Annotated in this window: 18 protein-coding genes and 2 tRNA genes; 8 read left to right on the top strand and 12 right to left on the bottom strand. The window is 34.2% G+C overall.

Annotated elements, in window-relative coordinates; all coding sequences use genetic code 11:
• The first annotated feature begins 96 nt into the window (after positions 1–96).
• On the top strand, positions 97–435 hold the full coding sequence (locus FC66_RS02465; protein WP_057973790.1) for a hypothetical protein: 339 nt from the start codon (positions 97–99) through the stop codon (positions 433–435).
• Positions 436–508: 73 nt separating this feature from the next.
• Here FC66_RS02465 and FC66_RS02460 read toward each other — a convergent pair.
• A tRNA-Glu gene (locus tag FC66_RS02460) sits at positions 509–581 on the bottom strand.
• Between the two features lie 517 nt (positions 582–1,098).
• On the opposite strand from FC66_RS02460, the gene FC66_RS02455 reads away from it, so the two are divergent.
• A tRNA-Gln gene (locus FC66_RS02455) sits at positions 1,099–1,171 on the top strand.
• 206 nt (positions 1,172–1,377) lie between these two features.
• Here the strand turns inward: FC66_RS02455 and FC66_RS02450 are convergent.
• Positions 1,378–2,055, bottom strand: a complete 678-nt coding sequence (locus tag FC66_RS02450; protein ID WP_057973789.1) for a hypothetical protein — start codon at positions 2,053–2,055, stop codon at positions 1,378–1,380.
• Positions 2,056–2,327: 272 nt separating this feature from the next.
• On the opposite strand from FC66_RS02450, the gene FC66_RS02445 reads away from it, so the two are divergent.
• The 3 genes from FC66_RS02445 to FC66_RS02435 all read left to right on the top strand — a co-directional run bounded on the left by FC66_RS02445 (position 2,328) and on the right by FC66_RS02435 (position 4,651).
• Entirely contained in the window at positions 2,328–3,512 is a 1,185-nt protein-coding gene (locus tag FC66_RS02445; RefSeq protein WP_057973788.1) for a multidrug effflux MFS transporter, read from the top strand.
• A gap of 494 nt (positions 3,513–4,006) precedes the next feature.
• Positions 4,007–4,291, top strand: coding sequence for a hypothetical protein (locus tag FC66_RS02440; protein WP_057973787.1), 285 nt, complete (start codon positions 4,007–4,009; stop codon positions 4,289–4,291).
• A gap of 159 nt (positions 4,292–4,450) precedes the next feature.
• Positions 4,451–4,651 carry a cold-shock protein gene (locus tag FC66_RS02435; RefSeq protein WP_057973786.1) on the top strand — a complete coding sequence of 67 codons (201 nt, stop codon included), beginning with the start codon at positions 4,451–4,453 and terminating at the stop codon, positions 4,649–4,651.
• A gap of 162 nt (positions 4,652–4,813) precedes the next feature.
• Here FC66_RS02435 and FC66_RS02430 read toward each other — a convergent pair whose 3' ends face one another.
• From FC66_RS02430 to FC66_RS02410, 5 genes are all read right to left on the bottom strand, one after another.
• The gene (locus FC66_RS02430) at positions 4,814–6,160 is read right to left on the bottom strand and encodes a glucose-6-phosphate isomerase (RefSeq protein ID WP_057973785.1); all 1,347 of its coding nucleotides are present in this window, start codon (positions 6,158–6,160) and stop codon (positions 4,814–4,816) included.
• Positions 6,161–6,258: 98 nt separating this feature from the next.
• Positions 6,259–7,632 carry an APC family permease gene (locus FC66_RS02425; protein ID WP_057973784.1) on the bottom strand — a complete coding sequence of 458 codons (1,374 nt, stop codon included), beginning with the start codon at positions 7,630–7,632 and terminating at the stop codon, positions 6,259–6,261.
• A 24-nt stretch (positions 7,633–7,656) separates the two neighbouring features.
• Complete coding sequence (locus tag FC66_RS02420) at positions 7,657–8,559, bottom strand: GRP family sugar transporter (protein ID WP_057973783.1); 903 nt, start codon at positions 8,557–8,559, stop codon at positions 7,657–7,659.
• Between the two features lie 245 nt (positions 8,560–8,804).
• Complete coding sequence (locus tag FC66_RS02415) at positions 8,805–9,977, bottom strand: class I SAM-dependent rRNA methyltransferase (RefSeq protein ID WP_057973782.1); 1,173 nt, start codon at positions 9,975–9,977, stop codon at positions 8,805–8,807.
• Positions 9,974–10,624, bottom strand: coding sequence for a VanZ family protein (locus FC66_RS02410; protein WP_057973781.1), 651 nt, complete (start codon positions 10,622–10,624; stop codon positions 9,974–9,976). Before FC66_RS02410 ends, FC66_RS02415 begins: the two co-directional genes overlap by 4 nt.
• A 200-nt stretch (positions 10,625–10,824) precedes the next feature.
• On the opposite strand from FC66_RS02410, the gene FC66_RS02405 reads away from it, so the two are divergent.
• From FC66_RS02405 to FC66_RS02395, 3 genes are all read left to right on the top strand, one after another.
• On the top strand, positions 10,825–12,987 hold the full coding sequence (locus FC66_RS02405; protein ID WP_191978431.1) for an LTA synthase family protein: 2,163 nt from the start codon (positions 10,825–10,827) through the stop codon (positions 12,985–12,987).
• 124 nt (positions 12,988–13,111) lie between these two features.
• Positions 13,112–13,885, top strand: coding sequence for a hypothetical protein (locus FC66_RS02400; RefSeq protein WP_057973779.1), 774 nt, complete (start codon positions 13,112–13,114; stop codon positions 13,883–13,885).
• Positions 13,866–14,423 (top strand): P-loop NTPase family protein, encoded by a 558-nt coding sequence (locus FC66_RS02395; protein ID WP_057973778.1) that lies wholly within the window; start codon positions 13,866–13,868, stop codon positions 14,421–14,423. The genes FC66_RS02400 and FC66_RS02395 overlap by 20 nt, the downstream gene beginning before the upstream one ends.
• 39 nt (positions 14,424–14,462) lie before the next feature.
• Here the strand turns inward: FC66_RS02395 and dltD are convergent, their stop codons facing one another.
• Genes dltD through FC66_RS07855 form a run of 5 tightly spaced genes read right to left on the bottom strand, consistent with a single transcriptional unit; the run spans position 14,463 to position 18,867 of the window.
• Positions 14,463–15,707, bottom strand: coding sequence for a D-alanyl-lipoteichoic acid biosynthesis protein DltD (dltD, locus tag FC66_RS02390; protein ID WP_057973777.1), 1,245 nt, complete (start codon positions 15,705–15,707; stop codon positions 14,463–14,465).
• Entirely contained in the window at positions 15,708–15,944 is a 237-nt protein-coding gene (dltC, locus tag FC66_RS02385; RefSeq protein ID WP_057973776.1) for a D-alanine--poly(phosphoribitol) ligase subunit DltC, read from the bottom strand.
• Between the two features lie 30 nt (positions 15,945–15,974).
• Entirely contained in the window at positions 15,975–17,171 is a 1,197-nt protein-coding gene (gene dltB / locus FC66_RS02380) for a D-alanyl-lipoteichoic acid biosynthesis protein DltB (RefSeq protein ID WP_057973775.1), read from the bottom strand.
• Positions 17,171–18,700 carry a D-alanine--poly(phosphoribitol) ligase subunit DltA gene (gene dltA, locus FC66_RS02375; protein ID WP_083478934.1) on the bottom strand — a complete coding sequence of 510 codons (1,530 nt, stop codon included), beginning with the start codon at positions 18,698–18,700 and terminating at the stop codon, positions 17,171–17,173. The genes dltB and dltA overlap by 1 nt, the downstream gene beginning before the upstream one ends.
• A gap of 17 nt (positions 18,701–18,717) precedes the next feature.
• Positions 18,718–18,867 carry a teichoic acid D-Ala incorporation-associated protein DltX gene (locus FC66_RS07855; protein WP_083478933.1) on the bottom strand — a complete coding sequence of 50 codons (150 nt, stop codon included), beginning with the start codon at positions 18,865–18,867 and terminating at the stop codon, positions 18,718–18,720.
• Positions 18,868–19,113: the final 246 nt, after the last annotated feature.

Below are 19,113 nucleotides of genomic sequence, written 5' to 3'. Positions count from 1 at the left end.
AAATACCCATTTAATTTATGACTATGCTAGAATAAGGCTAAACAATTTCATTTAGCCTTATATAATAAAGTAAATCATTCTAGGAGGCACACACTTATGGCTAGTAATTCAGATTCCATATTCTTCGTCTTATCTTTTATTAGACGACACCCCGATCAGGTTTTCTTTTCTCGGTTAACTTATACAAATTCACTTACTATCGTCTTGCCTGGTAGCACTAAAGTTGCCGATGCTGATATTTATTTTTTGCCAGATCAGCTAACCGTTAATCGTCTTGCCGATGAATTCGTCGCAAAACACGGTGATCTACTAGATTATTTTAATAATAAATTAGAAAATTCAGTTCCCGACTATATGGATGTTTGGGTAACGACCACCTACTTGACGCATCACGATAAATATTTAATTGAACTGTCATTTGAACAGGATATTTAAACAAAAAAAGAGTTAACACGACGATGTGTTAACTCCTTTTTTGATAATTAAAATTTATCTATAAGCACTCTGATCGCCCAAACGGGGCTCGAACCCGTAATTCCGCCTTGAGAGGGCGACGTCTTAACCAATTTGACCATTGGGCAAAAATACTCTTTTAAGTATAACCCATACAGAATTGATGTCAATGCTTTTTCTGCCAAATTAAAAATTGAATAAAACAGCAATATACATACAGACCCAGACAATATATCGCGGCACCCCACATAACAAATGACAACCACTCGTATTGTAAGATAACCTTCGTCGTCCCTATCAGTAATGTTGTAACACTCGCAATCAATAATCTAGTGTATAATTTTTTTAATTCACGTCTTAATTTTATTTCCAATATATTCGCCTCAGGCTTATTCATAGAATGATAATCATGACCAAACTAACTGTCACGATTGATAATTTAATAAACGACGTAAAAATATTTATCATATTTTTCACTTTGCATATTTTTATTATAGCTTTTTTTCTCAGTCATCGAAGGTTTATTCGATTATCTTTATCAATAATTAACCATCTTTACTATTTCTTATTTATTAATCAAAATATTATCATTTTTAATTTGACAAAAAGTCGTTATATCGCTAAAATTAGGAAGTTAATTATTAATGGGTAATAGCCAAACTGGTAAGGCGCCGGACTCTGAATCCGCAATCTGTAGGTTCGATCCCTACTTACCCAATTAAGTGTTTTACAACGTTGCGTCTAAATTCGGCAAAATAGATCATGTGGAAATATCGCGTGAAAATGCACCTGCTCAAATGAGCAGGTGCATTTTTGTTTATAATTAAGGTGCCCATGTCATATCACGAAATACAAAAAAAGCATCCGCTATCGCGAATGCTTTAAACTATATTTATTCCATTTTAGTAGACTCGACGGCCACGATTAATTCTGTGTCATTACTGAATCCACTATGCTTTTAGCACCAGATTCTGTTCTTAAATTCATAGTAATTACATCCTTACCATGAGGTTCCGTCCATGATCCGAAAGTAACCCCTGTGCCTTGTGTTGTATATGGAATAGTACTTCCATCGATTACTACATACGTTTTTGTTATCGTGTATTTAACGTCAAATGCACTCCTCATTTGTTCCATACGTATCGTTGAATCATTTTTAACGTATCCTACCTTAGTATAGTCACTAACAATATTCTGTGGTGCGCCTGATTTTTCCATTGCTTTATCAACATCTATGCCGTTAAATAGTTTAGGCGATAAGACAAATCCCTTAGCTAATTCGTTCCTTACAGCTGTCATTTCGTTAGCCGCTTTGTCCGAGCTTTCCGCCGTAATACTAGATGCTTTAGCAGCCGTTATTGATTCAGCCTTACTTTCAGAAATAGCTTTGGCCTTTTCCCCTGACACTTTCTTCATTGACTCTTTTTTACTTGACTCTCTCTTCGTTGATTCCTTTTTACTTGAATTTTCTTTCTCCTTTAACATACTAGATGACTTTGCCTCAGAAGACGATGAATCCTTAGCTGTACTCTCACTCTTCCCACATGCGGCTAATGATAACAAAACAATCGTTGTTCCCAAAACTACCAATACCTTTTTCATTCTTAATCTCCCCCTAAATTTTTTATCAGTCTCTATTAAACAACAAAAAACAAAGTTGTACAACACATATATGGACACAATATTATTATATTTTTTAACTCGTACAGTATTTCTAGCAGACTATCTTTTTTTGACAAATTTAGAATACACATGTTAATGTACAATACACAGAAATGAGGTGACAACCCATGGAATATGAAAATATAATGGTTTGTGTCGCTGTAGATGGACGAGGACGTTTTTTCGCAAATTAAATTTTAGGAGAAATTGTGATGAAAAACGTCCGAAAAAAAGTCCCATCCCTAGCATTAATTATAACTTTAGTGGGTTTCCCACAAATTAGTGAATCAATCTTTACCCCAATTTTACCGGCCTTAAGTCAGGCTTTAAGTGTTAGCGCCAACCAAATTCAATTAACGATGAGTATCTACTTTATCGCATTTGCCATTGGTGTTTTATTTTGGGGACAACTTGCTGACTATTGTGGTCGCCGACCATCAATGTTAGGCGGTATTATCATTTATTTAATCGGAAATATTGGCCTTTACTGGAGTCCTTCTTTCAAATGGCTACTATTCTTCCGATTAATTCAAGCTTTTGGCGCCAGTGCAGGCTCTGTTGTCACGCAAACGATTATGCGTGAAAGCTTTTCAGGTGTTACAGGAACCAAGGTATTTGCCAAAACTGGTGCCGCCATGGCTTTATCTCCCGCGTTAGGACCCTTAATTGGCGGTTTAGTCCAAACGACGTTAGGTTATCGAAATGTCTTTACAACACTAATTAGCCTTGCCGTAGTCATTTTACTATACAGTGGAATTCGATTACCTGAAACACGGCAACAACAGCTATCTACATTAGTCAGAGTTTCCCAGTGGCTTGTTTTAAAACAATTATTATCTAATCCTGTAGTCTGGTGTTATGGCCTAGTTATTGGCGGCATAAATGGTATTTTATTTAGTTACTACGCGGAAGCACCTTTTATTTTCGAGAGACATTTTAACTTTTCTACCTTTCAGTATGGCCTGTTAGGTCTCATTATTGCCAGCGCTAGTCTCCTAGGAGCACTTATCGTTAACCACTTAGTTAATCGGTATCGCCCTGAAATTATTGCCTTTAGTGGATTAGTGCTAAGCACCATATCAGCCGCAGGACTTTTAGTTGCTGCAACTATTGATCAACCTATCTGGATGTTAGCCGGTATTTTCTTTGTATTCCTGGGTTTAAATATCACACTACCTAACGCATTAAATCGTGCGTTAATTGGGTATGAGCAGATTATGGGAAGCGCTAGCGGCTGGTTCAGTCTGGGTTATTATTTGGTTGTCAGTGGTCTCACTTACTTAATGAGCCTTATGCACAATGGTTCCATTACAAGTTTACCGCTATATATTTTAGTATTAAGCTTGATAATGTTAATTAGTTACTCCCCATTGATTAAATTAAAAGAAATCAAATAAAAAAAGAGGCTTTCTGAGAAATAATTTCAGAAAGTCTCTTTTTTTATAACAATTTATCTCAATAATTGACGAAGGCTACCAACAAAATTGCTGGTAGCCTTCTCACTGAATATTTATATTTAATTTATCTAATTAATTTTAAAATAAGTTACTAATTCTACTTCTAAACGATGTAACCCTACCTACTTTACATCCTTGCAACTCCTTGGTTGCGCCAGCATGAATAAATGAATAGAAATCATCAAACTGAATAATTTATGCTAAGAATATTAATATTGAGCTGCCATAACTTTAACACACTTTCATGTATTGTCAATTATATTTTTATTAATTAACGTTATTTTCTCATATCCCATCCCATTTATGATATAATAAATGGGATATTTTAATGATGGTACTTAAATTAATAAAGTGACAGCAACTTAAATCCCCAATTCAATTCTGTCTCCTTCATTTTGAATACACTATAATAATAGTTTGGAGGTTTATACACTATGTTAAGCAGAACAAAAAAATTTTTAAGAGCAAATAATATTTTTTACGATAAAGAACACGTTAACCCGCTCATGGTTCCAGATCGCATTTATGTCCTTAATTTCGGTTTAGAAGAAGATGCTCTCAATAATAGATTTATTGTTGAGTACGCGTATACTTGGACTGGTCGAATTAAGATTAATAAGATTACGATTCGACTTCACAACCATGTTGGCCCACACGAATTTCGTAATGAGTCTGAGTTACTTCACTATCTAAAAAAACACACAAAACCAAACAAATAAATTTGCATTAATCGTCATTAGGTGTTATATTAAACTTATGTATTTATGGTTCGGTTATTTAAAGGTGATTTGTTTCATTTATGAACACACTTCTTTTTAATAGTTCAATCAACAAATGCAAAATATATTAGTGCTTACAGCACATGGAGGTTTCATATTATGGAACAAGGTACAGTAAAATGGTTTAACGCAGATAAAGGTTTTGGTTTTATTACTCGCGAATCTGGCGATGACGTTTTCGTTCATTTCTCAGCTATCCAAGGTGACGGTTTTAAATCACTTGACGAAGGCCAAGCAGTTACTTTCGATGTTGAAGATTCTGATCGTGGACCACAAGCAACTAACGTTGTTAAAGCTTAATTATAAGCCTTTGAAACTTACCTTCGGGTAAGTTTTTTTTACATAAAAATACAGATATTAATTTTTTTATAGTACACTTTTCAACTAATCACCCACAAAAATAAATTTAATCAAAAAAACGCCTGAACTTTTTAAAAGTTCAGGCGTTTTTGATTACTAATCTTAAAGACGTGCGTTTAATTCTTTTGAAAGATCTTCGAAACCAGGTTTACCGAGTAAGGCAAACATGTTCTTCTTGTACGCTTCAACACCTGGTTGGTTAAATGGGTTAATTCCATTCAAGTAACCAGAAACAGCTACAGCTGCTTCAAAGAAGTAGATTGTATAGCCTAATGTGTAAGCATCTTGTGTAGGAATGTTTAAGATCATGTTAGGTACATTACCATCAGTATGAGCCATAACAACACCTTGGAATGCCTTTGTATTAACAAAGTCCATTGTCTTGCCTTCAAGGTATCCTAAACCATCAAGATCGCCTTCTTCTTCAGGAATAGCAGTATCATTAACGGGTGTACCCACATTGATAACTGTTTCCATCAAATTACGACGGCCTTCTTGAATATATTGACCTAATGAATGTAAATCAGTTGAGAAGTTAGCTGAAGATGGGTAAATACCCTTTTGATCCTTACCTTCAGATTCGCCCATCAATTGTTTCCACCATTCTGAGAAATATTGTAAGCTTGGTTCGTAGTTTTCTAAAATTTCAGTTGTATAACCTTTACGGTATAAGATATTACGTAATGCTGCATATTGGTATGCTTCATTTTTTGTTAAATCAGCATCTGAATATTCAACACGCGCATCTTCAGCACCTTGCATCAAGGCATCAATATCAGCACCTGAAGCAGCAATTGGTAACAAACCAACAGCAGTAAGAACTGAGAAACGGCCACCAACATCATCAGGAATAACGAATGCTTCGTAACCTTCAGCATCAGCTTCAACTTTTAAAGCGCCCACTTTACGATCAGTTGTTGCATAGATACGTGAGTTAGCTTCTTCTTTACCATATTTTGCGATTAATTTTTCTTTGAAAACACGGAAAGCAATTGAAGGTTCTGTTGTTGTACCAGATTTAGAGATGATATTAACTGAGAAATCACGATCACCAATCAAATCAACTAAATCATGCACATAAGAAGGACTGATTGAGTTTCCAGCAAACAAGATTTGAGGTGCATTTCTTTTTTCAGCTGGTAATAAGTTATAGAAAGTATGGTTTAAAAATTCAATAGCCGCGCGAGCACCTAAATATGAACCACCAATACCAATTACAACTAAAACTTCTGAATTAGATTGAATTTTTTTAGCTGCTGTTTTAATACGAGCGAATTCTTCTTTATCATAGTCTTTAGGTAAATCTAAAAAACCACGGAAATCACTACCCGCACCCGTACCGTTGCGTAATTCACTATCTGCTGCGGTAACAAGAGCTTGCATTTCGCCAAGTTCATTGTCTTGAACGAATTTTGATAAGTTAGAACTATCGAATGAAATATGTGCCATTTTAATTATCTCCCTCATATTCTTTATTTAACAATCTATATTATACAATACTTAATAGAAAATATAACAGTGAAACGGAACTTTAATTACATATTTTGCTATTTTTTTTGCTTACTATGCGAATATCCATACCCATAGTAGGCAATCACGCCTAAAATAATCCAAACCAGAAAAGCAATCCAAATATTTATGGGTAATTTAATCATCAGATAACATGAAATAACAATAGACAGAATTGGTAATAAGGGAACGAACGGCACTCTAAATTGACCTTTTTTAGGTTCCCCAAATTGCTTTCTTAAGCTAATGAGAGCCAAAGCTAAAATAACAAGTACGGCTAGCGTCACAATATTAGTTAATTTTGCTAAACTTTCAATTGAAATTAAACCACTCGCAATTGAGATTAAAATACCAACCGTCCACGATGCCGCTCTGGGCGCATTAGTTTCCTTACTAATCTTAGTTAGGTATTTAGGCAATAACCCGTCCCTAGCCTCCGAATAGATCATTCTCGACAAACCATATGCTAATGCGATTAAAACGCTTAGAAGCGTCATTATTGCGCCAACAGAGATAACATTTCCGACAATGCCCTGATTAACAAATCTCATCGCAAATGCAACGGGATCGCTCACATTTAACTGCGTGTAAGGTACGATACCCGTTAATACAAGCGTTACGATTATATAAAAAATTGCCGAAATACTAATTGCTCCAATAATTCCTTTTGGAATTGTTTTTTGTGGATCAATAACTTCATCTGAAGCCATAGCAATTGATTCAAATCCTAGAAAAGCAAAAAATACTAATGCTGCTCCACTCATAACACCACTTGTACCAAATGGCATGAATGGCTGCCAATTACCAGGTTTGATGTAAAAAACGCCGACAACCACGAACAAAATGATAATAGCGAATTTAACGAAAACCATTATTTTACTTAACCGTAATGCCTTTTTCGCTTCAAATGTTGTCAACCAAGTCACAAAAAGTGTAACAACAACAGCTATAATATCAACATATGAGCCTTTTGAGGCATTATACGAAGCACTTAAGGCAGTTGGCATATGAATATTTAAGCCCGTTAAAAACCCTTGCATATACGCCGACCAGCCTGCAGCGACGGATGCCCCTGCCAAAACATATTCACAAATGGTGAACCAACTAACAAACCAAGCAATGAATTCACCAAAAATAACATATACGTAATTATACGAACCACCCGAAACCGGTATTCTCGATGAAAATTCTGCATAAGAAAAGCCGTTCATTATTACCGCAATTGCAGCAATAATAAACGACAAAATAAGAGCAGGGCCGGCTTCTTCGCTGGCGGCGGTTCCCGTAACGACGAAAATCCCCGTACCAACGATTGCGCTTAAGCCTAACAGAATAAGATCACTGGTTTTAAGAGTTCTTTTCAATTTGCTGACGCCATGAGTTGTCGCAAACTTCTTTTTTCTTAAATCCATTAGTTAGCTCCCTTTTTACTATTTTTATAAAGTTTTCATAATCCCTAACATAATAACACCAAGAATAACGAAGATAGAACCTAATGTAACATAAACCATTTCGCGGTTTGTTTTCTTCTCGCCTAATAAGTAGATGCTACCGAAAGTTGAGATAACGATTCCCATTTGAGAAAATGAGAAACTAACTGCTTGACCTAATTTAGGAATTGATAAGAACATGAAGATATTACCAGTACCCCAGATAAGTCCCGTTAAGATATTTTTAAATGTTGATGAATTCATAATGACTTCATGTGCTATGAGTGCGAAGAATCCAGCACCAATTACCATACCAACTGCTTGAGGTAAAATTGTTGCTGTTGTGAATGCTCTTGATTCTTCAGTTGTCATTCCAACGGTTGCGTAATGAACAACAATTGTATATCCTACGTAACCAATTGTTGACAAAATAATAGCACGTACGCCAGCGGCAGTATTTTCATCTTTATCTGAATCGGATAATGCTGAATTCTTTTTGTCTTTTAATGATGTTAGGGCAGCTCCTGCAATAATAACGATCATTGCAATTGTCCCAATAACAACCATTCTTGTTGTTTTCCATTCACCGAATAAAATAACACCTGCTAAAGCGTTACCGGCTAACTGTAAGCCAGTTGAAACAGGGACTGTTTTTGAAATACCGATTGCTTTCATTGCATGAAATTGTTGGTTTTGTCCTAAACTCCAGAATAAACCTGAAATAATTCCAATAATCCAGGCCTTACCACTCATTTCTGGTTGATAAATACCGTAAACGGCAATTCCGAAGATTAGGGCACCCCATGTCATCCCAACCGTTTGTTGGTTAGCGGTCCCACCAAGTTTTCCACTTATAAGTCCAATACTACCCCATGCGATTGCGGGGATTACTGCCATCAAGATAATCATATTTAATTAAATCCTCTATTCTCTCTCTTTATTCTTTTTTCGCGATTTAACTATTTTAGCAGTAAAGTAACCGCATTTACAACCCCTAAATTAAAATTTTAATGATTGATATAACAACATTTGAAACGGGTTACATTAAAATACCAGCAAAATCGTTCAAAAACGTTTAAATACCAGCATTTTACGTTCAACTATTTTTTTCCATAAAAAAACAATCTTATTTTATAAATAAGATTGTTTTTAATTTAATCTACTTTTATGACTAACGTTTTTAAATAATTACCTTGTCGATATTCTTTATTCGTAACAAAATCACTTGATAATCTGAATGTCTCAAGTAACGTAAATGAACGGTTCTTATTTGCAAATGCTTCCGTAATTTGTTCTTTTAATTTTTTAAGCGTTAAGCCCGCCGCATTTGTTGAGAACATAATAATACCCTCTTTTTGCGTAATATCAATAGCATCCTCGGCAAGTTTAGCATAATCCTTTTGGACTGAGAATGTTCTTTTTTTCGAACGAACAAAACTTGGTGGGTCCAAAACAACTAAATCGTAGATAATATGGTGTTTCTTCGCGTAATCTAAGTATCCAAAGACGTCCATACCACGAATTTCTTGTTTTTCAGGATCGATATTATTAAGCGCAAATTGTTCTTTCATACGATCAATATTTTTATTCATAACGTCGACACTTGTCGTTTTAAGTGCACCGCCAACTGATGCGGCCACCGACGTAGCCCCCGTATTACTAAATCCGTTAAAAACAAGCTTACCTTCGGCGTATTTATTCATGATTGCTTTACGCATTTCACGTTGTTCTAAGAAAAGACCCGTTGTTGCTTCATTAAGATATGCTGCAAATTGAAGGCCATTTTCTTTAACAATAAGTGGCGTTGGAGCATCTTTTCCACGAACTTTAAATGTTGATGGTTCACCTTTCGTATCATAACGAAGGTTCGCATAGATTCCTTTATAACTTGTTACTGCGTCAGAAAAAGCGTTATAAATCATATCTTTATGTTGGTAAAGACCCAAGTTATACCACGTGAATACATAATAATCATCATAATAATCAATCGTTAAGCCACCAATACCTTCACCTTCACCATTAAAGAATCGGAAAGCATTCGTATCTTTATTCGTAAATAATGATTTACGGTTCATTCTGGCATTGTTAAACAATTTTGAGAAAAAATCTTCATCGATTCGTGCTTCTTCATTACGTGAAAAAATCCAGCCATCTCCACGATTTTGTTCTGCAAAATAACCATAGGCTACGAATTGATTATGAAGCGTTAAAGCAACCCATTCTCCCTCTTTGAAATCACGAGTTGTTCGCAAATCCTCTTTATCAATTAATGGATATCCATTTTTAAACTTTTTTGCTGCGTGTGAAATAATTTCTACTTTTCTCAATGATTAGTACTCCTTTTGTTTTTTAAATATTTTTTCTTTGTTAATAGTCGATTTAAAATAAAATATAACCCACAGCCGATTAATGTTCCTAATGAATTAAAAATAACGTCATCAATGTCACTAATTCCGGATCCTAGTATAAATTGTCCACATTCAATGGCGATTGATAACCCGATACCAACCAACATTGATTTAACTAAGGTGTACTTTTTAAACTGCTTTAACCTGGGTAAAATAATTCCTAACGGAACAAACCAAAGAATGTTACCATATAGATTATACACGAAATCGAACGAAGATTGTCCATTTGTCAGTTTAATTGTTTCAATTAATGGTTCTAAATTAACAGAATGAAAATTATAATCGGAACTAAATCGGATATCCCAAGGAAAATAAACGTGTCTCAAGACCGTTAATTCAATTAATAAAATGAGATAGGTCGCTAAAATCAGTTTTATACCTTCTATTTTAAAATTAATTTTTTTCTTTTTAAAAAATAAAATACTTATTCGAATCGCAAGGTACACGATTAAGTAAAAAATGGTTTTATCAACACTCACAAAAATGAGTCGAACTAATGGAAAGTGATTAATTCCTTGTGAGTAGTGTTGTAATACAAAGTCGTATAATTTTGATAAAAATAACATTACGCTACCTCACTCCCCGTCTGCTTCTCTATGTTAACAAATAATGATGCCATTTTTTAGTAGACGTCTTTATTTTCACTTAAATTTAATAAGTTAAAAATGCATTAATAAAGCGTACCATAGATTGACACAAATTTAATAGAAACTGTAAACTACAATTACGACTTTAGATGATTACACTCGAAAGGACGGTTCAAACCGTGCAAACACTTAAACGCTTAAGACTATTTCTCAATACAAGACTTGGATTTTTCACCTTACTCTTATTCTTCTTCTGGTTAAAGACGATTACTGCCTACCTGGTTGATTTTAATTTAGGCGTTACAGGGATTTATCAGTACTTTGTTCTCCTACTGAACCCTATTGGGACAACCATGTTACTACTAGGGCTTGCATTATATATCAAGAAACCCATTATCTCATATTTAACAATGTTTCTGATTTATATCGCAAATTCAGCATTATTATTTTTTAATGTTATTTATTATCGTGAGTTCACCGATTTTATGACAATCAATACGATGTTGGGCTATTCCAAAGTTTCCGAAGGGATTAGCGGAAGCTCTTTTGCTCTAATGAAGCCTCACGATATTTTTTATGTTATTGATTTGGCTTTGATCATCCTATTATTTATAACGCGTTACTTAAAATTTAACGCAAACCCATTTAAAAAAATAAATGCTTTTGCGATCATGTCATTTTCAATAATGCTAACGTTAGCAACTCTAACATTAGGCGAAATTGATCGACCACAATTAATTACGAGAACTTTTGATCGTAATTATATTGTTAAATATTTAGGAATTGATTCTTATACCGTTTACGATAGTTTCAAGACGGTTAAAAATAATCGTGTCCGTGATACAGCCGAAAGTTACGATTTAAATAAAGTACTAGATTTTACAAAATCACATTATGCATCACCAAATCCAAGTATGTATGGCGTTGCAAAAGGTAAAAATGTGATCGTTATTCATTTAGAAAGTTTCCAACAATTTTTAATCAATTTTAAAGTAAATGGTAAAGAAGTAACACCTTTTTTAAACTCACTTTACAATGGTAAACAAACTTACAGTTTTCCTAATTTCTTTAATCAAGTTGGGCAAGGAAAAACATCTGATGCTGAGAATCTCTTAGAAACAAGTATCTATGGTTTAGCCCAGGGATCAGTGTTCACGTCTCTTGGGTCAGAGAATACCTTTGAAGCCGCCCCAGCTATCTTAAATCAAACCTCGGGCTACTCTAGTGCCGTATTTCATGGTAACACAGGTTCCTTTTGGAATAGAGACACGGTTTACAAGAGTATGGGCTATCAATATTTCTTCGATTCAAGTTATTATGATAACTCCGCAAAAAATACGCTTGAGTATGGTTTAAAAGATAAACTGCTATTTAATGATTCAGTTAAGTACTTAGAAAGATTACAACAACCTTTTTACGCAAAATTTATTACGGTGTCAAATCATTTCCCATTTGATATTGATTCCCAAAATAAAGATTTTGAAGTTCCAAATACCGGTGATACATCTGTTAATAATTATTTCCAAACGGCCCATTATTTGGATGAATCCGTTAAAGAATTTTTTGATTACTTACAGAAATCTGGTTTGTATAATAATTCCATGGTTGTTTTATATGGTGATCATTATGGTATTTCCAATTCTAGGAACGTAAAGTTGGCTAAGTTACTCGGTAAGTCATCTGAGACGTGGAGTTCATTTGATAATACCCAAATGCAACGTGTCCCCTTCATGGTTCACATTCCTGGAATAAATAACGGTGGTGTTCAACCCGAATATGGTGGTGAAGTTGACGTTCTGCCAACTTTACTTCACTTATTAGGTCAGGATTCATCATCATACGTTCAATTTGGAACAGACTTATTCTCCAAAACACATGATCAAACTGTCGCGTTCAGAAATGAAAACTTCATTACACCTGACTATACCGTGTTAGATTCAACAATTTATGATAATACAACGGGTAAAGAAGTGACGCACCCTTCTAAGTCCGTCCAAGAGACTATTAAAAAGGAACAAAAAAAGGTCAGTATCGAGTTGAATTTATCGGATACCGTTAATAATCAAAACTTATTGCGTTACTATACACCCAATAACTTTAAACCCGTACAACCGGCCGAGTACAATTATAAGAACCAATATGATAAATTATTGAAACTACAACAGGAACTCAAAAATAACTCGACGAGTCTTTATTCAGAAAAGGGCAACAAGTCTACTACCAATCTATACAAAACGGATGCACCTGAATTAAAACCAGCATCTGAAAGTTCTTCTTCAGACTCAAAAATAAGTTCAGCTGCTACGTCTGCTGCACATAAATCAAATTCTTCCTCAAATTAAAAACAAACGTTACTGAAAATATAACTTTCAGTAACGTTTGTTTTTTTATTCTAACCAATTTCATAAAATATTCATACTTCTTAACTAAAATTATCAACATAAGCTTACGTAAAGAGGTGAAATCATGTCTTTAATTTTACAATCACTATCTAGTCTTTTATATCATGTGAAACAATCTTTAGGTTTATTTATATTTTTCTTTTTCAGCCTGTTCATTAGTATCTCGGCTCTTTTATTTAATCAAATTTCGTTTGATTCATTCAAGAATTTCAAAAAAATGCTAGAACATATTAATATCTTAACTAAATCAAGCTCAAATTTAGTTAAGATACTAACTGATATCCACGAAAAGCAAATCAACTTAATTTTCCCCATCATTACCGGATTATCGTTGATTTTACTTCTGATTATTTTATTTATTTATTTAAAAATCATTAAAAATCGTAAGGAAGAGCATGCCAGTTTACATCATATTGGTGAGAGTGATTCAAAGATTGCTCTTTCATTTGCGCTTGAAATCTTTATCATTTTCATTATGGCATTGATTTCGGTAGTCGTTTTAATTTTCCTTTTTAAAAGTAGCTATGCTTCATTACTTAAAACAATTAATAGTTATTGGCTTGAGCATTCGTTATCCATGCAGCTTTCATCATCCGAAATATCGACTGAACTCTTAAAATTAATGTCCCATAAATTAACAAATTTTAATGGGAATTTTTTAATATCTTCTACAGGTATGTCGCTTGGGCCCCTGATATCGAAAGAACTATTTATCAATGCTACATACTTACTCATTAGCGGCATTGTAGCCAGTCTACTCTCATTCTTAACCGCATTACTTTCTAATCATAACTTATCCAATAAAAGGAGGTTCATCCATGCAGATAAAAAAGCGTAACAAAATGAGTGATCTCGTAGAAAAGATATTTCCTACCAATTCAGTTTCAATCGTTTTAGATCAGTCATCCGAGTTCACCAATCAACTCTTGGATCAAAATCTTCTTCACTCAAAACTGATTGAACTAGTCACTGTAGATGATCTTAAACTCTTGGTACCTTATTTAACTGTCACTCAAAATATGAGTTTGACGCAAAAAAATTATAAAAAAGAGGAAAAGAGTATTATTTCTAAATTGATTTATGGACATCATTTTAACCGTCACTCACCAAATTTTATGGATAAGAAAATTACATCCTTAAATCAGATGGATAGAGCGATTATTTTGTTATTCAGAGCAGTTTTAAATAATAATTCTATAATTATTTTAACAAATTTAATAGACACTTTTTCAATAACGGAAACAAGATTTTTCATTGATTTCGTCACAGAATTAACCTTTCAACTGAATCTTCGTATTATTATTACCACAAATCAGCCAGAATTACTTACTCAACCTCAGGTTACGCCCTTCAATAAATCCCCTCTAATAAAATAGACTTACATTGCGATAACTCGCAATGTAAGTCTATTTTCGTTATTCTTGTTGCCAATCCTTTGAGTAATAATAGTCGTCCATGTGATAATCAGGTTTAGCCTGTTTTTGCGTTAAGAATGGGTTCACGTATCGATCAACGGCTACCCAGCCCTTCCAGCCTAAATGAATCGTATCAGCCATAAAATATTTTTCGTTACCACGTTTGCTAAAATCTGCAACATGATCAAAGCCTTGAGATTTTAGTTGTTCCGTAATTTTAGTTGCATTATTTTTCAACATTTCTGCTGATAATCCCGTATATTCCGACCAACGTTTATTAACAGGTGGAATGATGAATAAAACATTCGTATGTTCTTTAGAAAATTGATTTAAAACCAATTGGAAATCTGAAAATTCAACAGAACGGTCGTAATTTAACTTAGCCTGTTTACCTGCAAATTTACCTTTTCCATCCAAATGCCTATCCGTCCAATAACTATTTTGAATTCCAAAATCATTATTAGTCGTTCCCTTAGCACCAAATCTACCTGCAAGAACATCCAATGTTGCTAAATCATACTTAGCAGGTAGGTTTCTAGTTTGTCTGTCGATAAGTTGCATCCTATTAGGTACAGAGAATCCCGAAAACAACTCATCTTCATGCTGTAAAATTGTTAACTTCATGCGGAATATATTAGTATCAGTCCCAGATAAAGATTCTCCATCGGCAATTTTTTGCATTGCCTTCAATATAGACTCATTGCCTCCATCAGACATCAAAGCGATGAATCTTTTGGCCGCGTATTGGTCTGACTCAGTTTTAGCATTTGCGGATAATAACCACTCCGTTGTCTGCAATGGTGAGTAGAACATATTGAAAGCTTGTTTACTGACACCACCTGGAACAAACCATTGAGGTGATACAATAAATACTGCCTTTTTATTTTTAATTTGATCTTTTATGCCTTGTAAATCGAAGTAATGGGTGAGAGATTGCGTACCACCCGTTCCCATTAAGAATGGTCGATATGAACGATTATATTTTTTTGCTAAAACCGAAGGATGCATCGAATCCATTCGTGAATATTCAGACGAACCAATAAATGGAACGTAACCATCCTCTAACGCTTGTTGTCGAATGACGGAACCACCTAAAATGTTTTTAGATTGGGATACTGCAGCTTTTTCTTCAGTTTTTGCGGAACTGAAATTATATTTGACTGGTGCGAGTAAGATGACAACTATTAAAATGATTGCCAAAATAACAGGCCCAATAATCATGAATAACTTCTTTTTCAATCCCATTTAGATCATGCTTTCTACTTTTGCAATAATTAGATTTGGTGTTGCCCATTCAGAACGTTCAAACTCTGAGATTGGAATATCGATGCCCAATTCATTTTGTAATTCTAGAATTAATTGAATTGACCCCATTGAATCTAATAAACCTTCATCAAAAATGTTTATATCCAAATTATTTCTAACCTCGGCGCTATCTGTTGTGTTTTCTAAAATTTCTAAAACTTTATCTTTTGTATTCATCTTAATTCTCCTTTAAGTTAATTAATTATTTTATGAAAAAAACAGTTTATCTAAAAATCCTGAAAAAATTAAGAAACTAAGGCAAACCACGTTAAACGTAATGAAAATTGCAAAAATTTCAGTTAATTTATTACTTGGAATACTGCCTTTGTGTTTCTTTTTAAATCTGAGCCAAGTATCATTAATCACAATGGCAATTGCATGAAATAAACCGTATGCGATATAGTACCAGGTTACTCCATGCCAGAATCCCATCAGTAAAAATAAAGCAAAATAACCAACAATGGCTGTCGTTATTCGACTCTTAATTAATTTATGTTTCATCATGAAAAAGACCAGTCTCATATAAACATAATCACGGAACCAAAACGAGAGCGTCATATGCCAACGATTCCAAAAATCCTTAATATTATGCGAGATAAAAGGTTTATTGAAGTTCATTGGTGTTTCAATTCCCATAAAGTAACTAATACCGACCGCGAATAAGCTATAACCAGCAAAATCAAAAAATAGATCCATGCTGTATGTGTACATATAGCCAACTAATGCCCATGACATACCGCCATGTTGCAATGCGGCATGAGCAATTGGTGGTAATAACACCGTACCAAAGAGATATGCTAATAAGAACTTATATAAAAATCCTTGGAAAATATAGAAAATCCCCTTTTGTAGCATTTCCAAGTATTTTTCTTGGCTTGGTACGTTCTGATAATCTTTAACAAATCGTCTGTAACGATCAATTGGTCCTGAAGAAATTGTTGGAAAAAACAATAAAAATTGTAGTGTGAGCATTAAATCAAACTTTTTAATACTACCATCCCGTGATTCCATAATCATTTGAACAGCCTTAAATGTGAGGTAACTAATTCCTAAGAAACCGATAATTGATGGTATCCCGTTATTAATTGCCGGCGTAATTTTCACAATTGATAATGGTGAAATTGCTAAAAGAACCGCCACAACAAAAACCCATGTTTGATTATGTTTACTACGATATCGCATGTACAACCCAATCATCAAAACTTCAAAAATGATATATAAGATTAAATTAAATCCTTCGTGAAGTTTAGGTCCACCAAATATCAGACAGATAAATAACAATGAAATGATTGTTTCATATACTCTAAATCGTTTGCCATTTAAGATTCCGATAATAATCGGGATTAAAAACGCAATAAGATACAAAAAATAAATTGGATTAACATAAGGTTGGAACGATACCATTAGGCATTCACCTCATTAATTAATTTTTTCCGATCGATTTTTCCATTTTGCGTTAATGGCAAAGCATCAACGTAAACAAATTTTTGCGGAATCATATATGACATTGTCGTCTCAGCCATATCTTTTTTAATTGCAGCCGTCAATTCGATATCACGGTCAAATGGGTGCTCTTTTTGTACAACGTATGCAATCAATTGAGAAACTTTGTGGTCCTTATCATATTTCGGAATCGTAATTGCCTGTTTTACGTAAGGAGCCGATGACACGTGATGATCAACTTCTTCTAATTCGATCCGGTATCCATGAAGTTTAACTTGGAAATCAATTCGGCCTCGATACAAAAGCATTCCATCAGAACTTATGGTAGCCGCATCTCCTGTTCGATATGCATTCCCACCGTCCATTTCGAAAAAGGCACTAGCCGTTTTATCAGGATTATTAATATATCCTTTTGAAACGCTAGGTCCGATAATGATTAGCTCTCCTTCGTCTCCATTTGGAACTACTTCATTTTTCGAATTAACCACAGTCATTTTTGTATCAGCTTTTGAATAACCAATTGGTAATCGTGGGTATGCTTCTAAAATATCGTTCGTAATCTCAACACTTGAGACTGCAACTGTTGCTTCAGTTGGTCCGTATGTGTTAAATATCTTGGCCATTGGGAATCTTTTCTTCAATGCCGAAGCAGTTTTATGCGTTAGTTCCTCACCGCAAAATAAAAAGCGGCTGAGATCAGGTAAATGATCCGCATCAAACGTTGGTTCCAATAAACAAATATCCATGAATGATGGTGTAGAAACCCAAACTTGGAGGTCTAAAGTAGGTAACGTTTGAAAAAGAACTTTAAAGTTATCCGTAACTTCTTGCGGTAAAACAGATAATTGACCACCCATAGTTAATGCTGGGTACACATCCATGACAGATAAATCAAATGAATATGGCGCCTGCGATAAGATATTAGGACGTTCTGGCAAAGAAAAGTCGTCTATCATCCAGTTTACGTAACTGATTAAATTATCATGACTAATCTGAACTCCCTTAGGCTGTCCAGTCGTACCCGACGTGAAGATAATATAAAAGTTGTCATTACCCTGAACTTGGAGACTAGGATCAGGAGCTACAGTTCCTTGTCCATTTTCAATGATTTCTACTAATTTAGTATGTGAAATTACGGGAACACTAAGTTCAATTTCTGGTAATTCCGCAATAGCTATACAAGCAGCCGGTTTTGCAATATTTTGAATTTCTTCCAAACGTTCGGCTGGTGAATGTGAATCGATTGGAATATATGCGTGTCCAGCTTTAACACTACCCATAAAGGCAACTAACATCTCGAACTTTTGATTACCATACACCATAATTGGTGATTTTTTATCTAAGTCTAATTCAATAATATGCGACGCTAGCGCGTCAGATTTTTCTTTTAATTGTTGATAAGTATTCGTCTCACCCAAATTGTTATAAACAATGCGAGTTGGATCAGACGTTGCAACCATATCAATTTGTTTAATTACATTTTTTATCAATTTTTTTCGCTTCCCCTCTAAAATTCATTATAGATAAATGTACCGTTACTTATACCCCTGAATGAATACAGATAGACTAACATCGCCAATACGATAAAATAAAAGGTCGTTCGAACAATAAACATAAAAATTTCATTTTCTTTTAAATCATGCCATTTTTGACTCATAGTTATCACTCCCTTATTAAATTAATACAGTATACACTTAATTTTTTTTGTCTAACATACAACTTCGTTATGTTAATCTAACAGTTTTGTAACATCAAGATAAACGCCGGTAAAATGGCATTATTCGCACTCAAAATACGCTATTAGTTCTCATTAGTAATATAATAATTGACCGTTTTTTAGTATAACAGAATTTAATCGATATCACAAAAAAGAACAATCTCTTTTTAGATAAAAGAAATTGTT

Origin of the sequence: Dellaglioa algida DSM 15638 (assembly GCF_001434695.1) — a bacterium.
GTDB classification, from domain to species: Bacteria; Bacillota; Bacilli; order Lactobacillales; family Lactobacillaceae; genus Dellaglioa; species Dellaglioa algida.
The sequence above is the reverse complement of the archived record's forward strand: the minus strand, read 5'-3'. Positions and strand labels throughout refer to the sequence as shown.

Excerpts from the sequence above, each read along its gene's own strand:
- FC66_RS02465 (WP_057973790.1), top strand. The coding sequence starts at position 97 with ATGGCTAGTAATTCAGATTCCATATTCTTCGTCTTATCTTTTATTAGA.
- FC66_RS02450 (WP_057973789.1), bottom strand. The coding sequence starts at position 2,055 with ATGAAAAAGGTATTGGTAGTTTTGGGAACAACGATTGTTTTGTTATCA.
- FC66_RS02445 (WP_057973788.1), top strand. The coding sequence starts at position 2,328 with ATGAAAAACGTCCGAAAAAAAGTCCCATCCCTAGCATTAATTATAACT.
- FC66_RS02440 (WP_057973787.1), top strand. The coding sequence starts at position 4,007 with ATGTTAAGCAGAACAAAAAAATTTTTAAGAGCAAATAATATTTTTTAC.
- FC66_RS02435 (WP_057973786.1), top strand. The coding sequence starts at position 4,451 with ATGGAACAAGGTACAGTAAAATGGTTTAACGCAGATAAAGGTTTTGGT.
- FC66_RS02430 (WP_057973785.1), bottom strand. The coding sequence starts at position 6,160 with ATGGCACATATTTCATTCGATAGTTCTAACTTATCAAAATTCGTTCAA.
- FC66_RS02425 (WP_057973784.1), bottom strand. The coding sequence starts at position 7,632 with ATGGATTTAAGAAAAAAGAAGTTTGCGACAACTCATGGCGTCAGCAAA.
- FC66_RS02420 (WP_057973783.1), bottom strand. The coding sequence starts at position 8,559 with ATGATTATCTTGATGGCAGTAATCCCCGCAATCGCATGGGGTAGTATT.
- FC66_RS02410 (WP_057973781.1), bottom strand. The coding sequence starts at position 10,624 with ATGTTATTTTTATCAAAATTATACGACTTTGTATTACAACACTACTCA.
- FC66_RS02400 (WP_057973779.1), top strand. The coding sequence starts at position 13,112 with ATGTCTTTAATTTTACAATCACTATCTAGTCTTTTATATCATGTGAAA.
- FC66_RS02395 (WP_057973778.1), top strand. The coding sequence starts at position 13,866 with ATGCAGATAAAAAAGCGTAACAAAATGAGTGATCTCGTAGAAAAGATA.
- dltD (WP_057973777.1), bottom strand. The coding sequence starts at position 15,707 with ATGGGATTGAAAAAGAAGTTATTCATGATTATTGGGCCTGTTATTTTG.
- dltC (WP_057973776.1), bottom strand. The coding sequence starts at position 15,944 with ATGAATACAAAAGATAAAGTTTTAGAAATTTTAGAAAACACAACAGAT.
- dltB (WP_057973775.1), bottom strand. The coding sequence starts at position 17,171 with ATGGTATCGTTCCAACCTTATGTTAATCCAATTTATTTTTTGTATCTT.
- FC66_RS07855 (WP_083478933.1), bottom strand. The coding sequence starts at position 18,867 with ATGAGTCAAAAATGGCATGATTTAAAAGAAAATGAAATTTTTATGTTT.